Below are 18,693 nucleotides of genomic sequence, written 5' to 3'. Positions count from 1 at the left end.
GCTGGCGCACGCCCTTTGGGGGCTGGACAGCACAGGAGGAACTTTCTTGTTCCGCGCGGAATGGCGGCTCTGCCGTCAGGGGAAGAAAGTTGTGACGACGCTGTTGCGCTAAAGCGGTCGAAGCGCATCGCGCTGTTCTTCGGCCAGATCAGGCCATTGAAGAGGCCGTTTGGAGCGGTCGAGACACGGGGGGCTGAACGGAGACGTGGCAATCTTGAAGCCCATCATGATGACCAGACGGGTAACACCGGCCTTGCCTGTCGCCCTGCGTCTCAGGCCATGCGCATCTTTCTTCCCGGCCTGTTCTACCGGCATTGCCCCCAACCGGGTTCTGGTCAGACCACAAACGCTGCTGCGGACAGTTCTGCGCTCCTATGGGCCGCGTCTGTGCCTCAAGCTGATCCGATGCCTGGTCGCTGTCTGCCACCATTTTCCTGACGAAGATGGAAGATGATCCGCACCCGCTTCTGGTCGCCATCAACGGATCATTGCGGTTCAGGTGCGTGCAAGGTTCCCGTCCGCTGGACCGGCTGCCGCCATGCCTGCAACGCGCAGGAAAGCCGTCACGCCCACCGCAATCGCCCCGATCACCGAGAAGATGAGCTGCCATGTCTCAGACGGCATCATGTGCTTGACGATACCAAGGGTGGCATAGAACCCGGCCATCCCCGCCGGAGCGATGAAGGCCAGAGCAATCAGCAAACGTGCCCAGATCGGGCGGATTAGCATGAGCAGGCCCTGACCGACGGCCAGTGTCAGACCGGCGGCGAGAAGACCGACTACGATGCCGCCGAGCCAACCAGCCCCTGTGCCATAAGCCCAGGTGCCTGCATTCAGGCCGATGAAGAACGGCAGGGCGAATACGGCGAGATTGAACAGCAGCCAGCACATGGTGCCGATGGCTGCGATGGAAACGAGGATTCCGAGAACAATCATGGTGGTGTCTCCGTGCAAAAGGTTGGACGGTTGCGCCTTCCACCACCACCACAGCGCACTGCGACATATAGCATGAATATGCCTGTCCATGCGACACGGAATGATCGGCGGGCACCATCGTCATGCTCATGGTGAGGTGGGAAGGCAGCGCTTACGCGCTGCCGGTCCCGAAGCGATAGACCGGGATGCCCATCTTGCGGGCCTTGTCGGCCAGGTTGTCCTGAATGCCCGTGCCGGGGAAGATGATGACTCCGATCGGCATGATGCCGAGCATCTGGTCGTTGCGCTTGAACGGTGCTGCCTTGGCATGTTTTGCCCAGTCGGGTTTGAATGCGACCTGTGCGACCTTGCGGTTATTTGCCCAGGTGGCCGCGATGCGTTCCGCGCCCTTGGGTGATCCGCCGTGCATCAGCACCATGTCCGGGTGCTTGGCGTGGACCTGATCGAGCTTGGCCCAGATCGTCCGGTGATCGGTGGTGTCGCCGCCCGAGAAGGCGATCTTTGGTCCGGCGGGCAGCAGCACCTCGTTGTCGGCCCGGCGTTTTGCGGCGATGAAGTCGCGGCTGTCGATCATGGCCGAGGTCATCTGGCGATGGTTGACCCGTGAGCCGGAGCGTTGCGACCAGGGCGTTCCGGTGGTGCGCAGATAGATGTCGGCGGCGGTATCGCGGAAGGTTTCCATGCTGTCGCGGCGCTCGATCAGGCTTTGGCCCGCGCCGATCAGGGTTTCGAGCTGGACGGATTTGACCTCGCTGCCGTCCTGTTCGCGCTGAAGGCACTTCTGTGCCTGCTCGTTATCGTCGAGTTTGGTCTCGATCCGCTCGACAGCGCGGTGGAAGGTGTTGACGGTGGACCACAGGATTTCGTCGAGGTCGAAATCGAGGCTGGTATCGGCCATGGTGGAAATCAGGGCGTCGAAGATGTCGGAGACTGCGCCCTGGATGGCGTGATCTTCGGGTGTGATCCGGGGATCGGCCTCGTCTTCCGAGGGGCGGTAGCCGTAGAGTTCGAGTTCTTCGATGGCATGGCCGGTCGGGGACGTGCTGTGATCGGGTTCGAAATCGTCGTGCGCGTACATGGGATGCTTCCGTCAGTTGGACCGCGACCGTCGCGGCCTTCATGGCGACGAAAGCTCACGGGCGCTCCGGTCTGGCAGCGCGAGCCTCTGGCGAGGGCCTTGATGGCAAAGCCGGGCTGATTTGTTTCGCGCTGTAAAGGCGGCTCTGCCGCCGACGGAAATCAGTCGGGCGCCGCCATTGCCTGACCGGAGCGTTTGTGGGCCGATCGCCCTCTCGGAAGGCCAAGGCGCGGTCCTCTACTGATGACAGGATGCAGCCTATGCGCATGACAGGATCGGAACGCCCCGATCACGGCCCCGTACCGGCTATGCGACTGATGCCATGAAGCGGCTGACGTCCTCGGGAGCGATTTGCACCCGGATTTCTGCCCGAACGGCATCCAGCCCGTAAGTTGCGAGATCTTCGTTGAAGTCCCCCATCATGGGCGAGAGCGTGATGGCGTCGATCCCGGCCTCGTGCGCCCGGTCCACCAGGCTATCGCGGGCGCTGTCACCTGCCGGATCGTTGTCGCGGACGATATAGAGCCTGCGCAGTTGCGGCGGGAACAGGATGGCGGCGAGGTGTCCGGCCGAAAGTGCGGAAACCATCGGCATGGTGGGCAGAGCCTGACGCAGCGACAGGATGGTTTCTATACCTTCCCCCGCTGCCATGACATCCCGCGCATCACCGAGACGCACCGCATGTCCGAGCAGGTCGCCCATTGCCTTCCTCGGCGGATCGACAGGTGCCTTGCCGGAACCGTCAGGGGCCAGCCATGTGCGGTGTGCGCCGGTGATCCTGCCATCGAAGTCGGTGACGGCGGCGATCATGGCGGGCCATGTTTCGGTCGGGCCATCCTCCTCGGGCCGACAGTAGCAGTTGGGGTGAAAGCGCAGATTTGCGGTCTGGCGTAAATCCGTAATGCCGCGTCCGCGTAAATACGTTTCTGCGATACTGCCGATCAGCGGCTGCGTCATGCGCCAGAGGCGGCGTGCGGCCTCGGATGATCCCGATGGTGCTGGCGTTCGGGACGGACGGGATGACGGCTGCGGTTCAGGATGCGGCAGGCTGAGGAAGCGCCGGGCTTCTTCGGCAACGTCTGCGAAGTCGATCAGACCGAGCGAGTCCCGTATGACATCGAGCAGATCGCCATATTCACCCGTGGCCGAGTCCTGCCATTTACCGGCAACGCCTTTCATGCTGTCGTGCAGTCGGACGAACATGGAGCGGCCAGCCGTGTTTCGGACATCACCAACCTGCCAGTAATTGCCCTGTTTGCGCCCGTTCGACAGATAGTAGCGGCACACCGCCTCGGCCTGTCGGCCCAGACGCTGCGCCAATTCGGAAGCGTTGAGACGCGCCATTATGCGGCCTCCCGCTCACCGATGCGTTCAACCGGGAAGCGGTCAAGCAGTTTGCCGGTGATCTCCGGTCCCGTTGCGCCGACCGGCACGAAGAAGCGCAGTTTCCAGGAGATTATCTCGCTGAAGAGGCCATAGGCCCGCAGCCGGTCGCGCATTGCGTCAGTAAAGCCGGTCAGTTCGATCCGGTTGGCGCCCATGACCCGGACGCGGCGCAGTTGCAGCCCTTCGGCGAGATCAAGGATCGTGCGACCTTCGATCAGCGCGGCATAGGCGGCATCCGGTGTCAGGCTGCGGGTGACGCCACTGGCCGAAGCATTGGCAGCCCAAGCCGGCGATACCCGGCGACCGATGATGCGCTCGCCCTCGTCGGTCTGGAGCCGATAGACGCGGGAGGAGTCCTGCGGCAGGCGTTTCCAGATTGGCAGAAGCAAACCTGTCACCATATGCAGGATGCTGTCGGTGAACTCGGGCACCTCGGCCAGTTCCGCCTTCCAGGCCGCGGTGAAGGCGGCACGGCCGGCCTCGATCCAATGGGTCTCGCCCATCGCCCGCACCGGAATGTTCATCGCCTCCATGGGCCGGATCAGCCGCACACGCCGTTCGATCTCGCCATCATCCAGCATGACGCTGGTGGTCGTGATCTGCACGGCGGCGCGACCGGATCGCTCGTTGATGAGCAATCTTGCGCGGGGATCATCCAGTTCAGCCAGGACTGCATCGAGCGTGACCGGCTGATTGCGCTTGCGCTCGGTGAGGGTCAGGAGCCGAGTTTCCGCGCCGGTGCCCGGATGGGTGTGGATCACCTGCCGGTCCGTGACGATGAAGCTTTCGGCCCTCAGCGTTTCCAGCCCCATGTCATAGGTGCCGGATGCAATCGCCCCGTCGATCCGCGCCTGCAGAAGCTGCTCGAAGGCCGAGAACAGGATGCCCTGCAACTCGATGGTCAGCGCCAGCAGGCGGTTGAGAAAGGTGGTGATCGGCGGCAGTTCGTCCTTGATGCCGGTCGAGTCCATCAGCTTCAGGCCGGTAGCGGATTCAAACCGTTCGAGCGAGCAACCCTCGACCTTGCCGCGCACGATCAGCAGATAGAGCTGGCGCAACGCATCGCGGGCATAGGCGGATTCCAGATTGTCCTCGGGGCGGAACAGCCCCTGCCCGCCGGTCTGGCGCTGGCCGCGTGTGATCGCGCCCAGCGTGTCGAGGCGGCAGGCGATGGTCGAGAGGAAGCGCTTCTCGGCTTTGACATCGGAGGCAATCGGCCGGAACAGCGGCGGTTGCGCCTGATTGGTCCGGTTGGTGCGGCCCAGCCCCTGAATGGCGGCATCTGCCTTCCAGCCCGGCTCCATCAGGTAATGCACGCGCAGCCGCTGGTTCTTCGCCGAGAGTTCGGCGTGATAGCTGCGCCCCGTGCCACCGGCATCAGAGAAGACCAGAATGCGCTTCTGGTCATCCATGAAGGCCGAAGTCTCGGCAAGGTTGGCAGAAGGCGCACGGTTCTCGACCGCAAGACGTGCCGATGCCCCATCGCCCTTGCGCACGATCCGGCGCGAACGGCCTGTGACTTCGGCGACCATATCCGTGCCGAAACGCTGCACGATCTGGTCGAGCGCACCGGGGACAGGCGGAAGCGAACCAAGCTGCTCCAGCATCTCGTCGCGCCGGGCTACCGCTTCGCGGCATTCCACCGGCTGACCATCGCGGAAGACGGGGCGTGACGACAGGTTGCCCTCGCCATCGGTGAAGGGTTCATAGAGCTGCACCGGGAAGGAATGCTGCAAATACGAGCCGACGTACTCCCTGGGCGTGACATCGACGGAAATATCATTCCACTCCTCGGTCGGAATCTCGGAAAGCCGCCGTTCCATCAGGGCTTCGCCAGTCGAGACGATCTGGATGACGGCCGCATGGCCCGCTTCCAGATCGGCATCGATGGACCGGATCAGCGTCGGGGTTTTCATGGAGGTCAGCAGATGGCCGAAGAAGCGCTGCTTGGTGCTTTCAAAGGCCGAACGCGCCGCCGACTTGGCCTGCCGGTTCAGCGTTCCCTCGCCGCCGGTGATGTTGGCGGCTTCCATGGCCGCGTCCAGGTTCCCATGAATCACGGCGAAGGCGGCAGCATATGAGTCGTAGATGTGCCGCTGTTCGTCCGTGAGCTGATGCTCGATCAGTTCATATTCGACGCCATCATAGGAGAGTGAGCGGGCGGTATAGAGGCCGAGGGACCGCAGATCGCGCGCCAGCACCTCCATCGCCGCGACGCCGCCGACTTCGATCGCTTCGACAAATTCAGCGCGGGTGGCGAAGGGGAAATCCTCGCAGCCCCAGAGGCCGAGGCGCTGCGCATAAGCGAGATTGTGAACGGTGGTCGCGCCGGTCGCCGAGACATAGACCACGCGGGCATCGGGCAGCGCGTGCTGAAGCCGCAGGCCCGCACGTCCCTGCTGCGAGGCGGCGACATCGCCGCGTTCACCTTTTCCGCCACCGGCATTCTGCATGGAATGGCTCTCGTCGAAGATGATGACTCCATCGAAATCGGACCCCAGCCATTCGACGATCTGACGCACGCGCGAAACCTTCTCGCCCCGGTCGTCGGAGCGTAGCGTGGCATAGGTGGTAAAAAGGACACCTTCCGACAGCGTGATCTTTGCGCCTTGAGGGAAGCGTGACAGAGGCGTGACAAGCAGCCGTTCCATGCCGAGCGCCGACCAGTCGCGTTGCGCGTCCTCGATCAGCTTGTCGGATTTGGAGATCCAGATCGCCTTGCGACGACCGCGCAGCCAGTTGTCGAGAATGATCGCAGCGGACTGACGGCCCTTGCCAGCGCCGGTTCCATCACCGAGCATGAAGCCTCGGCGAAAACGGATCGATCCGGCAGCATTCTCGGGCGCGGCGCTCACATTGTCGAAATGCTCGTCCACGGTCCAGGCTCCCGCGAGATGATCGGCATGGGCTTCCCCGGCATAGATTACCGTTTCCAGCTGGGCATCCGACAGACGTGTGCAGATGTCTGCGGGCAACATGGGCCGGTAGGAAGGCTTGGGCGTTGCGACCGAGGCCATTGCAGCGGATTGCACCAGCTTGGTTGGATGCGGCTGTGCGCCAGCAATGCGCAGCGATTGCAGCGCGTATTCCTCATAGATGGCATCGGACAGGCGAGCGCCTTCCGGTGGCGTCCAGTCGACGGTATCATAGGCCAGTTCGACGCCCTCGGGATCGTTGGCGGGAGCAGCGGCAGTCCGCGGTGCCGCCGAGCGAGCCAGATAGCCCCGCACGGTCTTCGCCGCGGTGGCCGAAGCGGGCACCACGATCTTCGGCAATGACACTGGCAGGCGCGGCGGAACCTGCGCCTCGATCGAGCCGATCAGCGTGGCGACATCGGGCGCGATCCCTGGCGAGGCCGGGAAACTCGCCGGTTCGTCGGCGGGCAGTTTGTCGATAACGGTCAGCCGCGTGTCGATCGTGGTGCCGTGCTTTGCATAGACCGCGCCATCGACGGCGGCGCTGAACACCACACGGCCACGCGCCTGCAAGCGGATGAAAGCCTCCCGCCAGGCTGGAGCTTCGGGGCCAAAGCCTGCGCCGGTGATCGTCACCAACCGGCCGCCCGGAGCAAGGCGGGCCAGCGCCGAGGCGACATGGCGGTATGCCGCATCAGCCACGCGCCCGCTCACATTAGCCATGACCGAGAATGGCGGGTTCATCAGCACAACGGACGGGACCGCATCTACGGCCAGATGATCGTCGATCTGGGCGGCGTCGAACCGGGTGACGGCAAAGGCCGGAAAGAGCGAGGCGAGACAATCGGCGCGGGTCTCGGCGAGTTCATTGAGGATCAGCGAACCGCCGATGGTTTGCGCCAGGATCGCCAGAAGGCCGGTGCCAGCCGATGGTTCCAATACCCTGTCATCAGGTGTGATCGCGGCAGCCGTCAGAGCGGCAAGGCCGAGCGGAACAGGCGTCGAAAACTGCTGGAAGCTCTGGCTTTCCTCGGAGCGGCGGGTCTGCGTCGGCAATAGTCCGGCGATCTTTGCCAGCACGGAAATCCGTGCAGCCGGAGACACGGCTTTACGGAAAAGCGCCTTTCCGTATTTGCGCAGGAAGAGAACCGTAGAGACTTCGCACGCCTCATAGGCCAGCTTCCAGTCCCACGCGCCGGTAGCGTCGGACGCGCCGAAGGCCGTTTCCATCGCGCCGCGCAAGGTGGCGGCATCGACGCGCTGACCGCGTTCGAGATGGGGGAGCAGAAGATTGGCGGCAGCCAGGATCGCGGGCGCAGCCGCCAGCGGCGTGACCGGATCGGCCACGGGGAAAACCATGTTCATGTCGGGAACCTCAGGAGAGCGGGAGGACAAGCCCGGACAGCGCTCTCTCTCGACCGCCCGGACTTAACCCCTTCCGGCCCACCTCTCACTCTCAAACCGCAGCATGAAAAAAGCGCCCCGACCGGATAGTGGGGCGCTTGTCAGTGTCTTCTCAGGATCATCCGAAGCGGCGACCGGCTTCGGTGAAGGTGTATTCATTGGCGGCGATGGTTTCATCGACCGCCTCGTCAGAGGACAGATAATCATATTCGCGCTCAAGCTGGCGGTAGAGCCAGCGGGCCAGATCGCGCAGCGCCTCGATAATCGTCTCCTCGGCATCGGCGGTCATATCCTGCCAGGCCGGGCTGTCGCGCTCTACCGAGATCCACATACAGTATTCGTGATAATAATGGCCCCGATGGCTGGCATCGGCGCGAAGCTGATAGAAGTTGCGGCGCTGGATCGCCTGAAGGGCGTCGGCGATGCGGTGCAGTTCGGTGTCCTGCGGGGCGTATTTCCGGATCAGGCGAGGCGCATGTTTGCGGTAGGAATACCAGGATTCAAAGCAGGCGCCGTCACCCTGCGAAGAAAAGCCCCGGAACCAGATACAGGGTTCCTGCCGTGTGCCGCCGCCCATCAACCGGACGGTGCGGGTCTTGAGTTTGAGCCCGAGGATTTCGGCGATACGCTGGAAATCCTCATAGACGGCATCGTACCAGTCATAGTCGAAGCCGCCCTCACGATACCAGGCGCGGGCCTTGTCCTTCGCCGCGTCGGAAAGTTCTCCCAAGCGATAGACGGTGGTTTCGATGATCTCAGGCATAGGGATCTCTCCCTTCCAGAACCGAGGAAAGCCAGCCGTCGGTATAGATCCAGTCCACTGTTTCGCCGGTGGCAAGATCGAGGACATGCGCACCACCGCCAAATCCGTCGATGCGCGGTTTCGAGCAGCTGTTTGCGTACTGGAAACCCCATAATCCGCTCAGGCCAAACTCGGCAGCGCAGCGTTTGACGAATTGGACGACATGCTCGGGATCGCCGGTGACGTCATCGCGCATCCAGAGTTGCGTGCCGCCATGTTCTGGCTGGATGGAGAGCAGAAAGCCGTCCGACGGCGGGTCTTCGGCGGCATTGTCATCTGCCAGAGCGCTATAGAGCTCGAGTGCGCGGGCGGCGTTATCGGGTGTGCCTACGTCGAGGAGGCAGGAAAAGTGTGTGTAATAGTCGGCCATGACGGTCTCCGGACATGACATGGCCCGGCGTATGGCCGAGCCGAATGGGATGGAATGGGTGAAGAGCTCAGGCGGCCTGCGGCAGGCGAAGCAGATCGGCCGAGGTTTCGCGCCAGAAGGGATCGACCAGGCGGGTCTCCAGCGCAGCGGCGCGGTAACGCAGCCGTCTCGCATCACCGGGGTCTGAGGCCCGGAATGCCATACCGCGCAGGCGGCTGGCCTCGGTCACGATCCTGCGTGCCTCGGCATCGGATGCGACTGGCTGTTGCCAGAGGATAATGCCGGCGCGGATTTCACCGGCGAGGACTAGGCGCTGATCTCGATCCTGAATGAGCATGATGCGCGGCTGAAAATACGGAAAGCTGTCTGGCCCCGTGCAAATATCACCGCGCGACAGGCGCAAGGCTGCGGCCTGGATGGCCTCTTCCGGTGACGGGCGTTCCCCAAGCGAGATCACGCGGTCGTAACTGTTCGCCGCGTCACTGGCGTCATAACTGGCGACGCCGAGGCACGAGATGCGCAGCGGCAGCTTTTGCGCTCGATAAAGCGCCGGCAGAACATCGGCAGCCAGAATATGACCGATGGAACGGAAGGTGTCAGAACGAGCAAAGGCCATCGGGATCACTCCATGACGGGCGCCGGTGAGCCTCTCTCTCCGACCCTCAACCCGTCACGGCCGAACGGCCCGCACTCTTCCTCTCTGACCGGGGGCACCCCGGTTCCGCTGCCGGCGATGGGGATCATCGCAAGGCTGAAGGCCCGAAGCGCGGGCTGCCGCGCTCGGGCCGTCGGCGGTGAGGCGCTTTCGGGCCTTACTCCCACGGGTCCAGCTCCAGCTTCACCATGTCGTCGTCGCCGTCGAACTCGGCGGCGGGGCAAGCGGCGTGGGTGCCGTCTCCGGCCTGAAACACAACGATCGAAACCATCAGCGTGGTGGCGAGGCTGGCGGCGAAGGCAGTGGCATCTGCATAGGACATGGGTTCCGGCTCCTGTCTTTGGAGGCGGGGGACCATCCCCCGCGCGACAGGCGCCCGAAGTGTCTGACCGGATCTGCAATCACCCGAGGGCGTTCGGACTTTTTCCGAATCCCCGAGGGCGGCACGCGCGCGTAAGCCGACCCCTTCGGGGTTGAATGTCAAAGAGACGGATCGGACCAAGGTTTGCGAATGGAAGCGGGGGTGGTTCTTCGCATCTGACTGGATGCCGGATACCCACCAGCAGATGTCCTGCCGCGCCAGCCTTGCCACCATGCTGGCATCAAGATCGTGTTCCCTTCAGGCCAGAGATGGTTGCCGCTTGTCCTGATGGGGATGGCGGATTGCATGGTGAAGCCGGATTGGACTCGTCCGGTGCAGAGCTCCCATCCTCACGGCCAGGCACCCTGGGATCGGGTCTTCAGCGCCAAAGCCCATCGGCGATTTCTCGGGCGATCATCGCGCGCGCCTTCATTATCAGATCATCGCCTGAGGTATCGATATGACCGAAGAAACGGGCACGAGTACCATGAGCTGTCCACTCGGCGTAGCGGCAATATTCACGGGAATCGAGCCGGAACACGCGCATGTCCTCGGCCCAATGGGGCTTTGGCTCGACGACGACAGTGATGCCGTCGCGGGTTTCTTCCCAAGGCAGCGTTCGTTCGTTCGGATGGTTCTCCCGATCCTGGGCGAAGATTTCGTCAATGCTGATACTGGCAGCCATGGCGGCTCTCGAAAGAAAAAGCCCGATCACGAGGATCGGGCGAGTTGCGGAAACGGAGGGCGATAAACGAGGCGACCGAAGCCGCCCCGCACGAGCGCTATTCTGCGGCGACCATATGCTGATCTTCCTCGTCGTCAGCCGGGTCGTCTTCGCCATCGCCGGAGAGGAAATCGGGCAGATCGTCGGCTTCCGCCGCAGCACCTGATACCGGATCGACTTCGATACCGTCGTCCATCATGCGCAGCGGCTCGGGCAGCCAGCCGGTCTCCGCCAGCAGGCGTTCGGCCTCCTTGGCCATGTCGCCTTTCTTGAGGTGCCCGATCAGATCGGCAGCCCGGTCTCCGGCCCCTTCGCGCACGGCTTCAAGGATACGTGGCTTGGTCACGCGGCCGAGATAATTGCCAACCGTCGGCCTCCAGCCCACAGCCACCATGTCGAGGCCGGTCGAACGGGCCAGCCGGTCAGCCTGCGACAGGCGGATGTCCAGCCCGTGCTGGCTGACGCCCGTACCGCTGTAAGGATTCGGCTTCTCATAAAGGGCGTTGACGCCGAAGCTGACGCAATGGGCGAGCAACTCCATACGCGAACCATCGTCCAGATCGGTCAGCCAATCCCAGAGGGCGGCATCGTCTGCCGGGACATGATCGCCCCAGCGTTCGTGGCGGTCAGCGATGGCCTTGGCCGAAGCGCTATCGCGCAGATCCTCGGCCTGAGCGAGCAGATGAACCTCCCGGACCTGTGCTTCGAGGCATCCCTTACTGGAATACGGCATGAAGCAATCCATGACCAGCCTGTGCAGCAGTGCCGTCATAGCGACATGCGGGTTTACTGCCACCGCATCCCGCAGCGCCAGGGTCCGATGCGCGGTCAGCTCGCTGACCAGGCGATCGGGCAGCGGCTTGATGGTGTCGGCCTCGTCTTCCTCCTCAGTTTCGACCGCCTGGCCGCCCAGCGTGATAATTGCACCCATGCGGCTTACCTCCGGTTCTGCCTGCTGGATCACCTCGCCGGTTTCCGGGTCAACGATTTCAGCTTCCGGTTCCGCAGGCGTTTCATCCTCGGGGCGAACATAGCCGCGCTCGATCAGCAATGCGCCATCGGCGTCGATGCTGATGAAGACACCCGCCATGCTGATCTGGTCCGGCTCGAAGGTTATCGGACGGCGCTCGAAGGTTTCCAGCGCCTGTTCGATCTCACCGAGGCGGGCGTCGATCTCGTCCGGCAGTTCGTCGGCCTCGCCATATTCGGCTTCAAGCCGGTCATATTCGTCACGCAATGCCTCGCGGGTGGCCCGTTCCTCTTCGCTCAGATCGACCGTGGTGCCGACAATCTGGCGGAGCCCATGGTCGTGGCCATAGGGAAAGGTGATGGCGACCTCGATCCACTTCCAGCCCTCGGCGGCGGTGGCTTCGGCCTCGGCCTTGAGTTTTTCGCCGACCAGCCGGTCGAGCAGCACCGGATCTTGCAGCCAGCCGCCATCGTCCTGCTGGAAGAGATCACGCAGGACGCAACCGCCAGCCTCTTCATAGGCGGCAATACCGACAAACACCGCCCGCTTGTCGGCGGCGCGGACCGTGGTTTCGGTCAGCAGGCGGCGGATGTGGTAGGGTTCTTTCTGCCAGCCATCCTTGATCGCTTCCCAGACATGCTCCTGCCGGGGATGGTCAGAACTGACGCTGAAGGCCATGAGCTGCTCCAGCGTCATGCCGTCCTCGGCATAGACGTCGAGCAATGCCGGTGAGACAGAAACCAGCCGCAGGCGCTGCTTCACCACCTTGGCATCCACGAAGAAGGCGGCAGCAATGGCTTCCTCGGTCATGCCCTTTTCCCGCATGGCCTGGAAGGCGCGGAACTGGTCGAGCGGATGCAGCGGTGCGCGCTCGATATTCTCGGCGAGCGACACCTCGTCGATCAGCACATCGGCGCTGGCCTCAGACAGCACGCAGGGGACCGGCGCGATTTTGGCGAGGCGTTTCTGCTTGACCAGCAGTTCCAGCGCGCGGAACCGGCGACCGCCGGCGGGCACCTCGAACATGCCGGTTTCCTTGCCCTCGGTATCCACCACCGGGCGGACATGCAGGGACTGGATCAGGCCGCGACGGGCGATGGACTCGGCCAGTTCCTCGACCGAGATCCCGGCTTTGACGCGCCGGACGTTGGATTGGCTGAGAACCAGCTTGTTGAAGGGAATGTCGCGCGAGGACGACAGCGTGATCTTCTGAACGGCAGTGGCCATATCAGTTACTCCATGACGGACGCCGGTGAGCCTCTCTCTCCGGCTATCAGCCCGTCACGATTCTCCCATCCCTCCTTTCACTCTTCGGGCCCCGCCTCGGCGCGAAGCCCGTCACATTGTATCGCACCGCATTAGCTTGCGCCCGCACTTCATGCCGAGTAATCCCTCGAAATTGCGCCACCTGACAGAAGCACATCACACGATGAAGCCGCGAGCACGCGGCGCGCGGCACTGCCCAAAATCAACTTGGATACCGCGCTCTTTCCTTGAATGCCGAGCGCGATGAGGTCTGTTCTTCCGCTCCTCGCCAGCCGCACCAGCGCCGTGGCGGGATCGCCGCGAACGACCCGGATTCTTCCTGTCAGAGCGAGATCTGCACGGATAGAGCGCAATTCTACGTAGGCAGTCTTTGCTTTGGCTTGACGATATTGGTCGAGCTCGGCCTGAGAGGTTCCCACTTTCAGCATGGCCTGCTCGAACGTAAGCGGGATCTCGAGGAAGTGTATCAACTCAAGTTTCGCCGAGGGGGCTATTTGCGCAGCGCTCTGTGCTGCCGCAAACGACATTGGGGAAAAATCAATGGCCGCAATCACACGGTGGTATGGCTCGTCGGCCGCGCGCTTGACGACCACGATCGGACATACCCCGGCGCGGACGACCCGGTCGGCGGTCGAGCCGAATATTCTTTCGCGCAGATTTTGAGGCTTTCCTGGTCCGATGACAAGTAGATCAGCAGCGTGGTCGCGGATCAGACGCTCGATAAACTGGTCGGCTTTGCCGCATTCGACCTCGATTTCTGTCTGAACCGTCGCACTCTCGGCCATCTGCTTGAGTGATGCGATAGCCTCTGCCTCCAGCACGTTAGCGATTGCTTCCTCGTTGGCCGGGGCCGGAAGATCGGGATCAGATTCCGGAAGGCTCTCGATCGCATGAGCCAGCACGAGCTTGGCCCCGTGGTCGACTGCAAGCCGGATCGCGCGGCGCGCTACCTGCTGCTCACCATTTTCGAGGGCGATCGCTGCAATGATTGTTTTGATCGTCACGCCGGATCTCCTGACATGAGCGGAGGAGCCAAGCGGTATGGGCTCCTCCCGTGGTTACTAGACTGGATAGCGTAGAACCGCGGCGAGCTCACCCTTTCCTGGAATATCCTCGCGCCGCACACCCATGACACGGGCGCCGCTCGCCAGCGCACGTGCCGCGATCTCATCGACAACACCATAGGCCTTTGCGTCATCTTTCTCGACGAAGGTGACCGCGCCGCTTTCATCATCGACAAAGCCGGGAACGGTGGTGTCGATATCGATAAGCAGCGTGTCGATGCCACCAAAGGTTGCCGCCCGCGCGGCGTCCGCCATGTCGGTCGTCGCGCGGTTGTCCCCGGCACGCTTGTCGAAAAGCGCATGGATGTCGGCAATTTCGGATGCATAAGCCTTATCGAGGATGGGTCGGGCCTTATTGGCAAGCTGCGCCTCACTGAACTGGTCAGGGCTGTCGGCGATCGTATCCTTCAAAAGATGCGGATAGGAGCAGGTCTGGGCGAAGAGCGACGCCAGCCTGCCGGTGGCGGCAAGAACCAGCGGGGACTCGCGACCAGACAATACTTGGCGAAGTGCGGCGTCAACCTTGCGGACATATTGCTGAAGGCGGACGTTCTGTCCTTCGGATCCATGAATGCGACCGCTGAAGGTGCGGTCGTTCAAGGTCGACTTGCCTGCCGAGGACGCAGCATCCTTGGGCATATCGGGCACCTTCACCACCTCCGGCGCAAGATCGGCATGCATCTCGACAAAGCGGACGGCGTTTTCCGAAAGTGCGAGGATGAAAGCGGAATGCGGGAAGGTGACGGCGCGCAAAAGCGGCTTCAAATGGAAACGGTCGGAAACCTGCACCATCGAGGTCAGATCATTGGCCAGCCGATAGGCGCGGATCGAGTCCGCCGTCGCGAACACGGCTAGACTGTTTGCCTGAAAGCGCCAGAACTCATCGTCGTCGAGCAGGTCGCTCAAGCTGTCCATGAGGGCCGCGAGACGCCGTTTGTTGAAGCCCACGTCCTGAAGCTGCGACTGGACCTCGCGCATGAGATTGCCGAACTCGATCCGGGATGCTGCCACCTCCTGCGTGACCGGCGTGGTCCTGACGTAGATCGAAACGCAGGTATCCGCGCGCGCCTTGGACAAAGTTGCGAATTCGCTTCGCGTGGGAATGTCTACATAAAGCATAAAGTCTCCTTATTGGTGTTGACGAATAAGCTGATCCGCAATTATGCACCGGCTGCCAAGGGCTTGTGTCGCATGGAACCGGATCTCGCCATGATCTCTTCGATTATTTGCTCGCACCATAGATGATGCGCGCGCGGAAAGCACCTCCTCGCGACCAGCGGCCCCGATTTTCTGCTTAAGGCAGCGAAAGAATTGCTTTTGCGATCGAAAAATAGACCAGAACGCCGGTGGCGTCCGCGATCGAGGTCACCAGTGGCGTGCTAGCAGTGGCCGGATCCATATTGAAGCGACTGAGGATAAACGGCAGCAGCATGCCGATCATGCTGCCAGCGATGACGATCACCACCATCGACAGCGCAATCACGATTGCAATGTCGGGGCCGCCACGAAAGACGCCAATAACGGCGATGGCCGCCGCCATGCTCAGCCCCAGCAGTATCGCTACCACCAGTTCGCGGCCCAGAACACGGCCCCAGTCGGAAATGCGAATATCGCCGGTCGCCAGCGCCCGCACCATCAAGGTTGCGGATTGCGAGCCAGCATTGCCGCCCGACGCGATCAAAATCGGGAGGAAAAACATCAATGCCAGATAGGCGGCGATCGTGTCTTCGAAATGGGCTATGCCTGCCCCTGAAAAGATGTTGCCGAAGACGAGCAGCATCAGCCAGGCGATGCGCGCCCGGTAGAGCATTGGTACGGTTGCGGTCGCAACGCTCGAATCCAGTTTGGTGACGGTTCCCAACCGCTGGAAATCCTCGGTCGCCTCCGCTTCCATCACGTCCAGTGCATCGTCATGGGTGATAATGCCGACCAGCCGCTCTTGCGCGTCGATCACCGGCAGCGCAATCACGTCGTAGCGGGCGATTTTGCGGGCGGCGTCCTCGACGTCGGCATTGACTGGAATCGCATGGGTGTTGCGCTCCATCAGATCGGCGACCTTGACGTCGCCATGTGCGGTAATGAGATCCTGGAGCCTGACCGAGCCGAGCAGATGGCGCTCGCCGTCGACGACATAAGCGCGGTAGATGGTTTCCTTGTTGGGCGCTTCATGACGCAGCATTTCAATCGCCTGCTTCGCATTGAGCTGTGGCGACAGGGACGCGTAGTCCGACGTCATCAGCGCGCCGGCCGTGCCTTCCTCATAGGCGGCCAGTTGCCTGATGTCTTCGCGTTCGGCCTGCGCAAGAGCGGGCATCAGCGCCTCGCGCTGCTCGTCCGTCAGCTTCTTGTAGAGGTCGGCGCGGTCGTCAGCGTTCATCTCCACGAAGATGGCCGCCAGATCAGCGCGCGGCATGATCGTGGCGAGCTGCGCCTGAAAATCGAGGGCGAGATAGCCGAATATGTCAGCCTGCCGCGGTTTGGCTGCTTCCCTCAGGATCGACCACGCATGCGCCGGCTCGGTTTGTTGCAATGCAGCGGCAATGTCGGCCGGATGCTCGTTGGCCAGGCTGACAGAATTTTCTCGAACGTCATCGTTAAACGACAGGCTGACAAGCTCGTGTACTTTGCTCTCGGGCACAGGGCCTCTTTTGTGCAGACAATATGAGAAGACCGCTCTAGTGAAGCTGAGACACAGCATAAGGCTGGATATTGTCATCATACCCCTTTTGCCACCGTCCGCGAGTTTGTTTAACTTATCCCTTGCTAGGCTGTGTGGACGGATTTGACCAAGACGAACGCGGCTGCGAGAGCGCCGATGGATGCGAAGTTCCGCTTCGTCTTTTCGCATCGTAGCGCAACACGTTTGAAACGCTTTAGCTTGCCGACTGCCTGCTCGATGCGGGCGCGCCCCCTGTAGATGGCCTTTGCAAATAAGCCGGGTTTGTTCTTCTCGTTGGCGTTGTGCGGAATGACGGGGATGATGCCGCGCACCCGCGCCGCCTTCCGGTTGGCCTTGCTGGCGTAGCCCTTGTCGGCGACCGCCGCGCGCGGATCGACATCAGGTCCGAGCGCCAGCAAGACCGGGAAATGCGGTGCGTCACCCTTCTCACCGCCAGTCAGGTCGAAGGGTAATCGTCCCCAAAATTAGCTGGGCTCAAACGTAGAATTTTCTCGTAGCGTTGATCGAGAAGATTCCAATGAAGAAGACCAGATTTGCCGAACCACAGATCATGGCGGTGTCGGTGCGGCGAGATCATCGGGCTGCGATGGAGCGATGTGGACCTCTCGAACAGCTGCCTGCGGCTCTCAGACTCAAAGGAAGGCGCGTCGATCCGCCCCGTTGGTCTTGGCATCGACGAAGAAGGCAGCCGCGATGGCTTCCTCGGTCATGCCCTTTTCGCGCATGGCCTGGAAAGCGCGGAACTGGTCGAGCGGATGCAGCGGTGCGCGTTCGATATTCTCGGCAAGCGAAACCTCGTCGATCAGCACATCGGCGCTGGCCTCCGACACCACGCACGGAACCGGCGCGATTTTGGCGAGACGCTTCTGCTTGCCCAGCAGTTCCAGCGCCCGGAAGCGGCGACCACCGGCGGGCACCTCGAACATGCCGGTTTCCTTGCCCTCGGCATCTACGACCGGGCGGACATGCAGGGACTGGATCAGGCCACGACGGGCGATGGACTCGGCCAGCTCCTCGACCGAGATACCGGCCTTCACGCGCCGGACATTGGACTGGCTGAGCACCAGCTTGTTGAAGGGAATTTCGCGCGAGGACGACAGGGTGATCTTCTGAACGGCAGTGGCCATGTCAGTTACTCCATGACGGACGCCGGTGAGCCTCTCTCTCCGGCTATCAGCCCGTCACGAAGCGAAGCGCCGCCCTCTTCCTCTGAAGACAGCGACGCCAGCCGCAGAACCTGAAACCTGGAAATCAGGCACTCCGGTTTTCTGTATCGGCGGATGTACGGGAAAAGCCCGCGCCGACGCGGTAGAGCAGACGCTCGGCGGCGCGGATGCTGCCGGTTTCACGGGCGGCCTCGGCCCAGACCGAGATCGGGAAATCCCCGGTGAACAGCAGATCGCGCTCAATGCCCATGCCAAAGGGCAGCCGGACTGACTGCATCTCGCTCAGGCTCCATGACCCCAGTTCGGGATAGCCGAGATCGGCCAGGCCGAACATGATGTCGCCATCGTCATCCAGTTCGGTGGCGAGCCAGACGCCTTCACCGAGTGGGTTGAAGAACTTCACGACCGGGATGTGATCCTGATCGCGCTGGCGACCATTGGCCAGCAGACGGTCGCGCTGTGTGCCGGTCAGGAGGATCATGCCGCAGCACTCCGGTCGGTCTCGGTTACGCTGGCATCCGGCTCCCCGGCGTCCTCGGCCGGCAGATGCGACAGCAGCCAGTCCGCCGCCTTGCTGGCCTGCGAGGCCGCGCGGACGATGGCGCGGGAATCCTCGCGCATGACCTCCAGCCACGACCCGATATAGTCGGCATGACGCACGGTCGGCACGATCCCGAGCGCGGCGCAGCTGAAAGCCGCAGTCTGTTCTGCAATCATTTCCTCAAAGGCATATTTCTTCGAGCCGAACGAGCCGGTCAGATTGCGGTTGAGGCGGCTGTGATGGCCGCTGGCGTGACAGTTATGCCGATATCGGCATAACACGCATTATGCCGGAAGTGGGATTATGCCGCATGGCCGAGTGCGGTGGCTGGTTTGCCGAGGTTCGGCCATGCAGCGGTTCGGCATATTCAGAGCG

At 62.4% G+C, this 18,693-nt stretch carries 16 protein-coding genes and 1 pseudogene; all 17 read right to left on the bottom strand.

The window, feature by feature from the left end:
• Positions 1–495: 495 nt before the first annotated feature.
• The 17 genes and pseudogenes from IT41_RS15530 to IT41_RS15450 all read right to left on the bottom strand — a co-directional run bounded on the left by IT41_RS15530 (position 496) and on the right by IT41_RS15450 (position 18,599).
• Entirely contained in the window at positions 496–936 is a 441-nt protein-coding gene (locus tag IT41_RS15530; protein ID WP_036743127.1) for a hypothetical protein, read from the bottom strand.
• A gap of 151 nt (positions 937–1,087) precedes the next feature.
• The gene (locus tag IT41_RS15525) at positions 1,088–2,014 is read right to left on the bottom strand and encodes a DUF2493 domain-containing protein (protein ID WP_036743088.1); all 927 of its coding nucleotides are present in this window, start codon (positions 2,012–2,014) and stop codon (positions 1,088–1,090) included.
• A 306-nt stretch (positions 2,015–2,320) separates the two neighbouring features.
• Complete coding sequence (locus IT41_RS15520) at positions 2,321–3,358, bottom strand: DUF7146 domain-containing protein (protein ID WP_036743086.1); 1,038 nt, start codon at positions 3,356–3,358, stop codon at positions 2,321–2,323.
• Entirely contained in the window at positions 3,358–7,680 is a 4,323-nt protein-coding gene (locus IT41_RS15515) for a strawberry notch family protein (RefSeq protein ID WP_036743083.1), read from the bottom strand. The genes IT41_RS15520 and IT41_RS15515 overlap by 1 nt, the downstream gene beginning before the upstream one ends.
• A gap of 157 nt (positions 7,681–7,837) precedes the next feature.
• Positions 7,838–8,482 (bottom strand): hypothetical protein, encoded by a 645-nt coding sequence (locus tag IT41_RS15510; RefSeq protein ID WP_036743082.1) that lies wholly within the window; start codon positions 8,480–8,482, stop codon positions 7,838–7,840.
• A complete protein-coding gene (locus IT41_RS15505) occupies positions 8,475–8,891 on the bottom strand; it encodes a hypothetical protein (RefSeq protein WP_036743125.1) in 417 nt (138 codons plus the stop codon). The genes IT41_RS15510 and IT41_RS15505 overlap by 8 nt, the downstream gene beginning before the upstream one ends.
• 67 nt (positions 8,892–8,958) lie before the next feature.
• A complete protein-coding gene (locus IT41_RS15500) occupies positions 8,959–9,507 on the bottom strand; it encodes a hypothetical protein (RefSeq protein ID WP_036743080.1) in 549 nt (182 codons plus the stop codon).
• A gap of 196 nt (positions 9,508–9,703) precedes the next feature.
• Positions 9,704–9,868, bottom strand: coding sequence for a hypothetical protein (locus tag IT41_RS20865; protein ID WP_010335706.1), 165 nt, complete (start codon positions 9,866–9,868; stop codon positions 9,704–9,706).
• Between the two features lie 418 nt (positions 9,869–10,286).
• On the bottom strand, positions 10,287–10,592 hold the full coding sequence (locus tag IT41_RS15490; RefSeq protein ID WP_036743075.1) for a hypothetical protein: 306 nt from the start codon (positions 10,590–10,592) through the stop codon (positions 10,287–10,289).
• A 97-nt stretch (positions 10,593–10,689) separates the two neighbouring features.
• Entirely contained in the window at positions 10,690–12,828 is a 2,139-nt protein-coding gene (locus tag IT41_RS15485; protein ID WP_036743073.1) for a ParB/RepB/Spo0J family partition protein, read from the bottom strand.
• A 149-nt stretch (positions 12,829–12,977) separates the two neighbouring features.
• Positions 12,978–13,871, bottom strand: a complete 894-nt coding sequence (locus tag IT41_RS15480) for a universal stress protein (RefSeq protein ID WP_036743071.1) — start codon at positions 13,869–13,871, stop codon at positions 12,978–12,980.
• A 57-nt stretch (positions 13,872–13,928) separates the two neighbouring features.
• Entirely contained in the window at positions 13,929–15,050 is a 1,122-nt protein-coding gene (locus IT41_RS15475; RefSeq protein ID WP_036743069.1) for a baeRF11 domain-containing protein, read from the bottom strand.
• A gap of 175 nt (positions 15,051–15,225) precedes the next feature.
• Positions 15,226–16,569 (bottom strand): magnesium transporter, encoded by a 1,344-nt coding sequence (gene mgtE, locus IT41_RS15470; RefSeq protein ID WP_197056010.1) that lies wholly within the window; start codon positions 16,567–16,569, stop codon positions 15,226–15,228.
• 125 nt (positions 16,570–16,694) lie between these two features.
• Complete coding sequence (locus IT41_RS15465) at positions 16,695–17,051, bottom strand: IS5/IS1182 family transposase (protein WP_074948166.1); 357 nt, start codon at positions 17,049–17,051, stop codon at positions 16,695–16,697.
• Between the two features lie 225 nt (positions 17,052–17,276).
• Positions 17,277–17,738, bottom strand: a pseudogene (locus tag IT41_RS15460) (ParB/RepB/Spo0J family partition protein); the annotation flags it as partial.
• A 124-nt stretch (positions 17,739–17,862) separates the two neighbouring features.
• Positions 17,863–18,258 carry a DUF2958 domain-containing protein gene (locus tag IT41_RS15455; RefSeq protein WP_013368622.1) on the bottom strand — a complete coding sequence of 132 codons (396 nt, stop codon included), beginning with the start codon at positions 18,256–18,258 and terminating at the stop codon, positions 17,863–17,865.
• On the bottom strand, positions 18,255–18,599 hold the full coding sequence (locus IT41_RS15450) for a zincin-like metallopeptidase domain-containing protein (protein WP_036743064.1): 345 nt from the start codon (positions 18,597–18,599) through the stop codon (positions 18,255–18,257). Before IT41_RS15450 ends, IT41_RS15455 begins: the two co-directional genes overlap by 4 nt.
• Positions 18,600–18,693 lie beyond the last annotated feature (94 nt).

The organism is Paracoccus halophilus (assembly GCF_000763905.1).
In the GTDB taxonomy this organism is placed as follows: Bacteria; Pseudomonadota; Alphaproteobacteria; order Rhodobacterales; family Rhodobacteraceae; genus Paracoccus; species Paracoccus halophilus.
This window is presented reverse-complemented; position numbering and strand designations above follow the sequence as displayed.

Coding starts and splice junctions, on each gene's coding strand:
- IT41_RS15530 (WP_036743127.1), bottom strand. CDS start 936: ATGATTGTTCTCGGAATCCTCGTTTCCATCGCAGCCATCGGCACCATG.
- IT41_RS15525 (WP_036743088.1), bottom strand. CDS start 2,014: ATGTACGCGCACGACGATTTCGAACCCGATCACAGCACGTCCCCGACC.
- IT41_RS15520 (WP_036743086.1), bottom strand. CDS start 3,358: ATGGCGCGTCTCAACGCTTCCGAATTGGCGCAGCGTCTGGGCCGACAG.
- IT41_RS15515 (WP_036743083.1), bottom strand. CDS start 7,680: ATGAACATGGTTTTCCCCGTGGCCGATCCGGTCACGCCGCTGGCGGCT.
- IT41_RS15510 (WP_036743082.1), bottom strand. CDS start 8,482: ATGCCTGAGATCATCGAAACCACCGTCTATCGCTTGGGAGAACTTTCC.
- IT41_RS15505 (WP_036743125.1), bottom strand. CDS start 8,891: ATGGCCGACTATTACACACACTTTTCCTGCCTCCTCGACGTAGGCACA.
- IT41_RS15500 (WP_036743080.1), bottom strand. CDS start 9,507: ATGGCCTTTGCTCGTTCTGACACCTTCCGTTCCATCGGTCATATTCTG.
- IT41_RS20865 (WP_010335706.1), bottom strand. CDS start 9,868: ATGTCCTATGCAGATGCCACTGCCTTCGCCGCCAGCCTCGCCACCACG.
- IT41_RS15490 (WP_036743075.1), bottom strand. CDS start 10,592: ATGGCTGCCAGTATCAGCATTGACGAAATCTTCGCCCAGGATCGGGAG.
- IT41_RS15485 (WP_036743073.1), bottom strand. CDS start 12,828: ATGGCCACTGCCGTTCAGAAGATCACGCTGTCGTCCTCGCGCGACATT.
- IT41_RS15475 (WP_036743069.1), bottom strand. CDS start 15,050: ATGCTTTATGTAGACATTCCCACGCGAAGCGAATTCGCAACTTTGTCC.
- IT41_RS15455 (WP_013368622.1), bottom strand. CDS start 18,258: ATGATCCTCCTGACCGGCACACAGCGCGACCGTCTGCTGGCCAATGGT.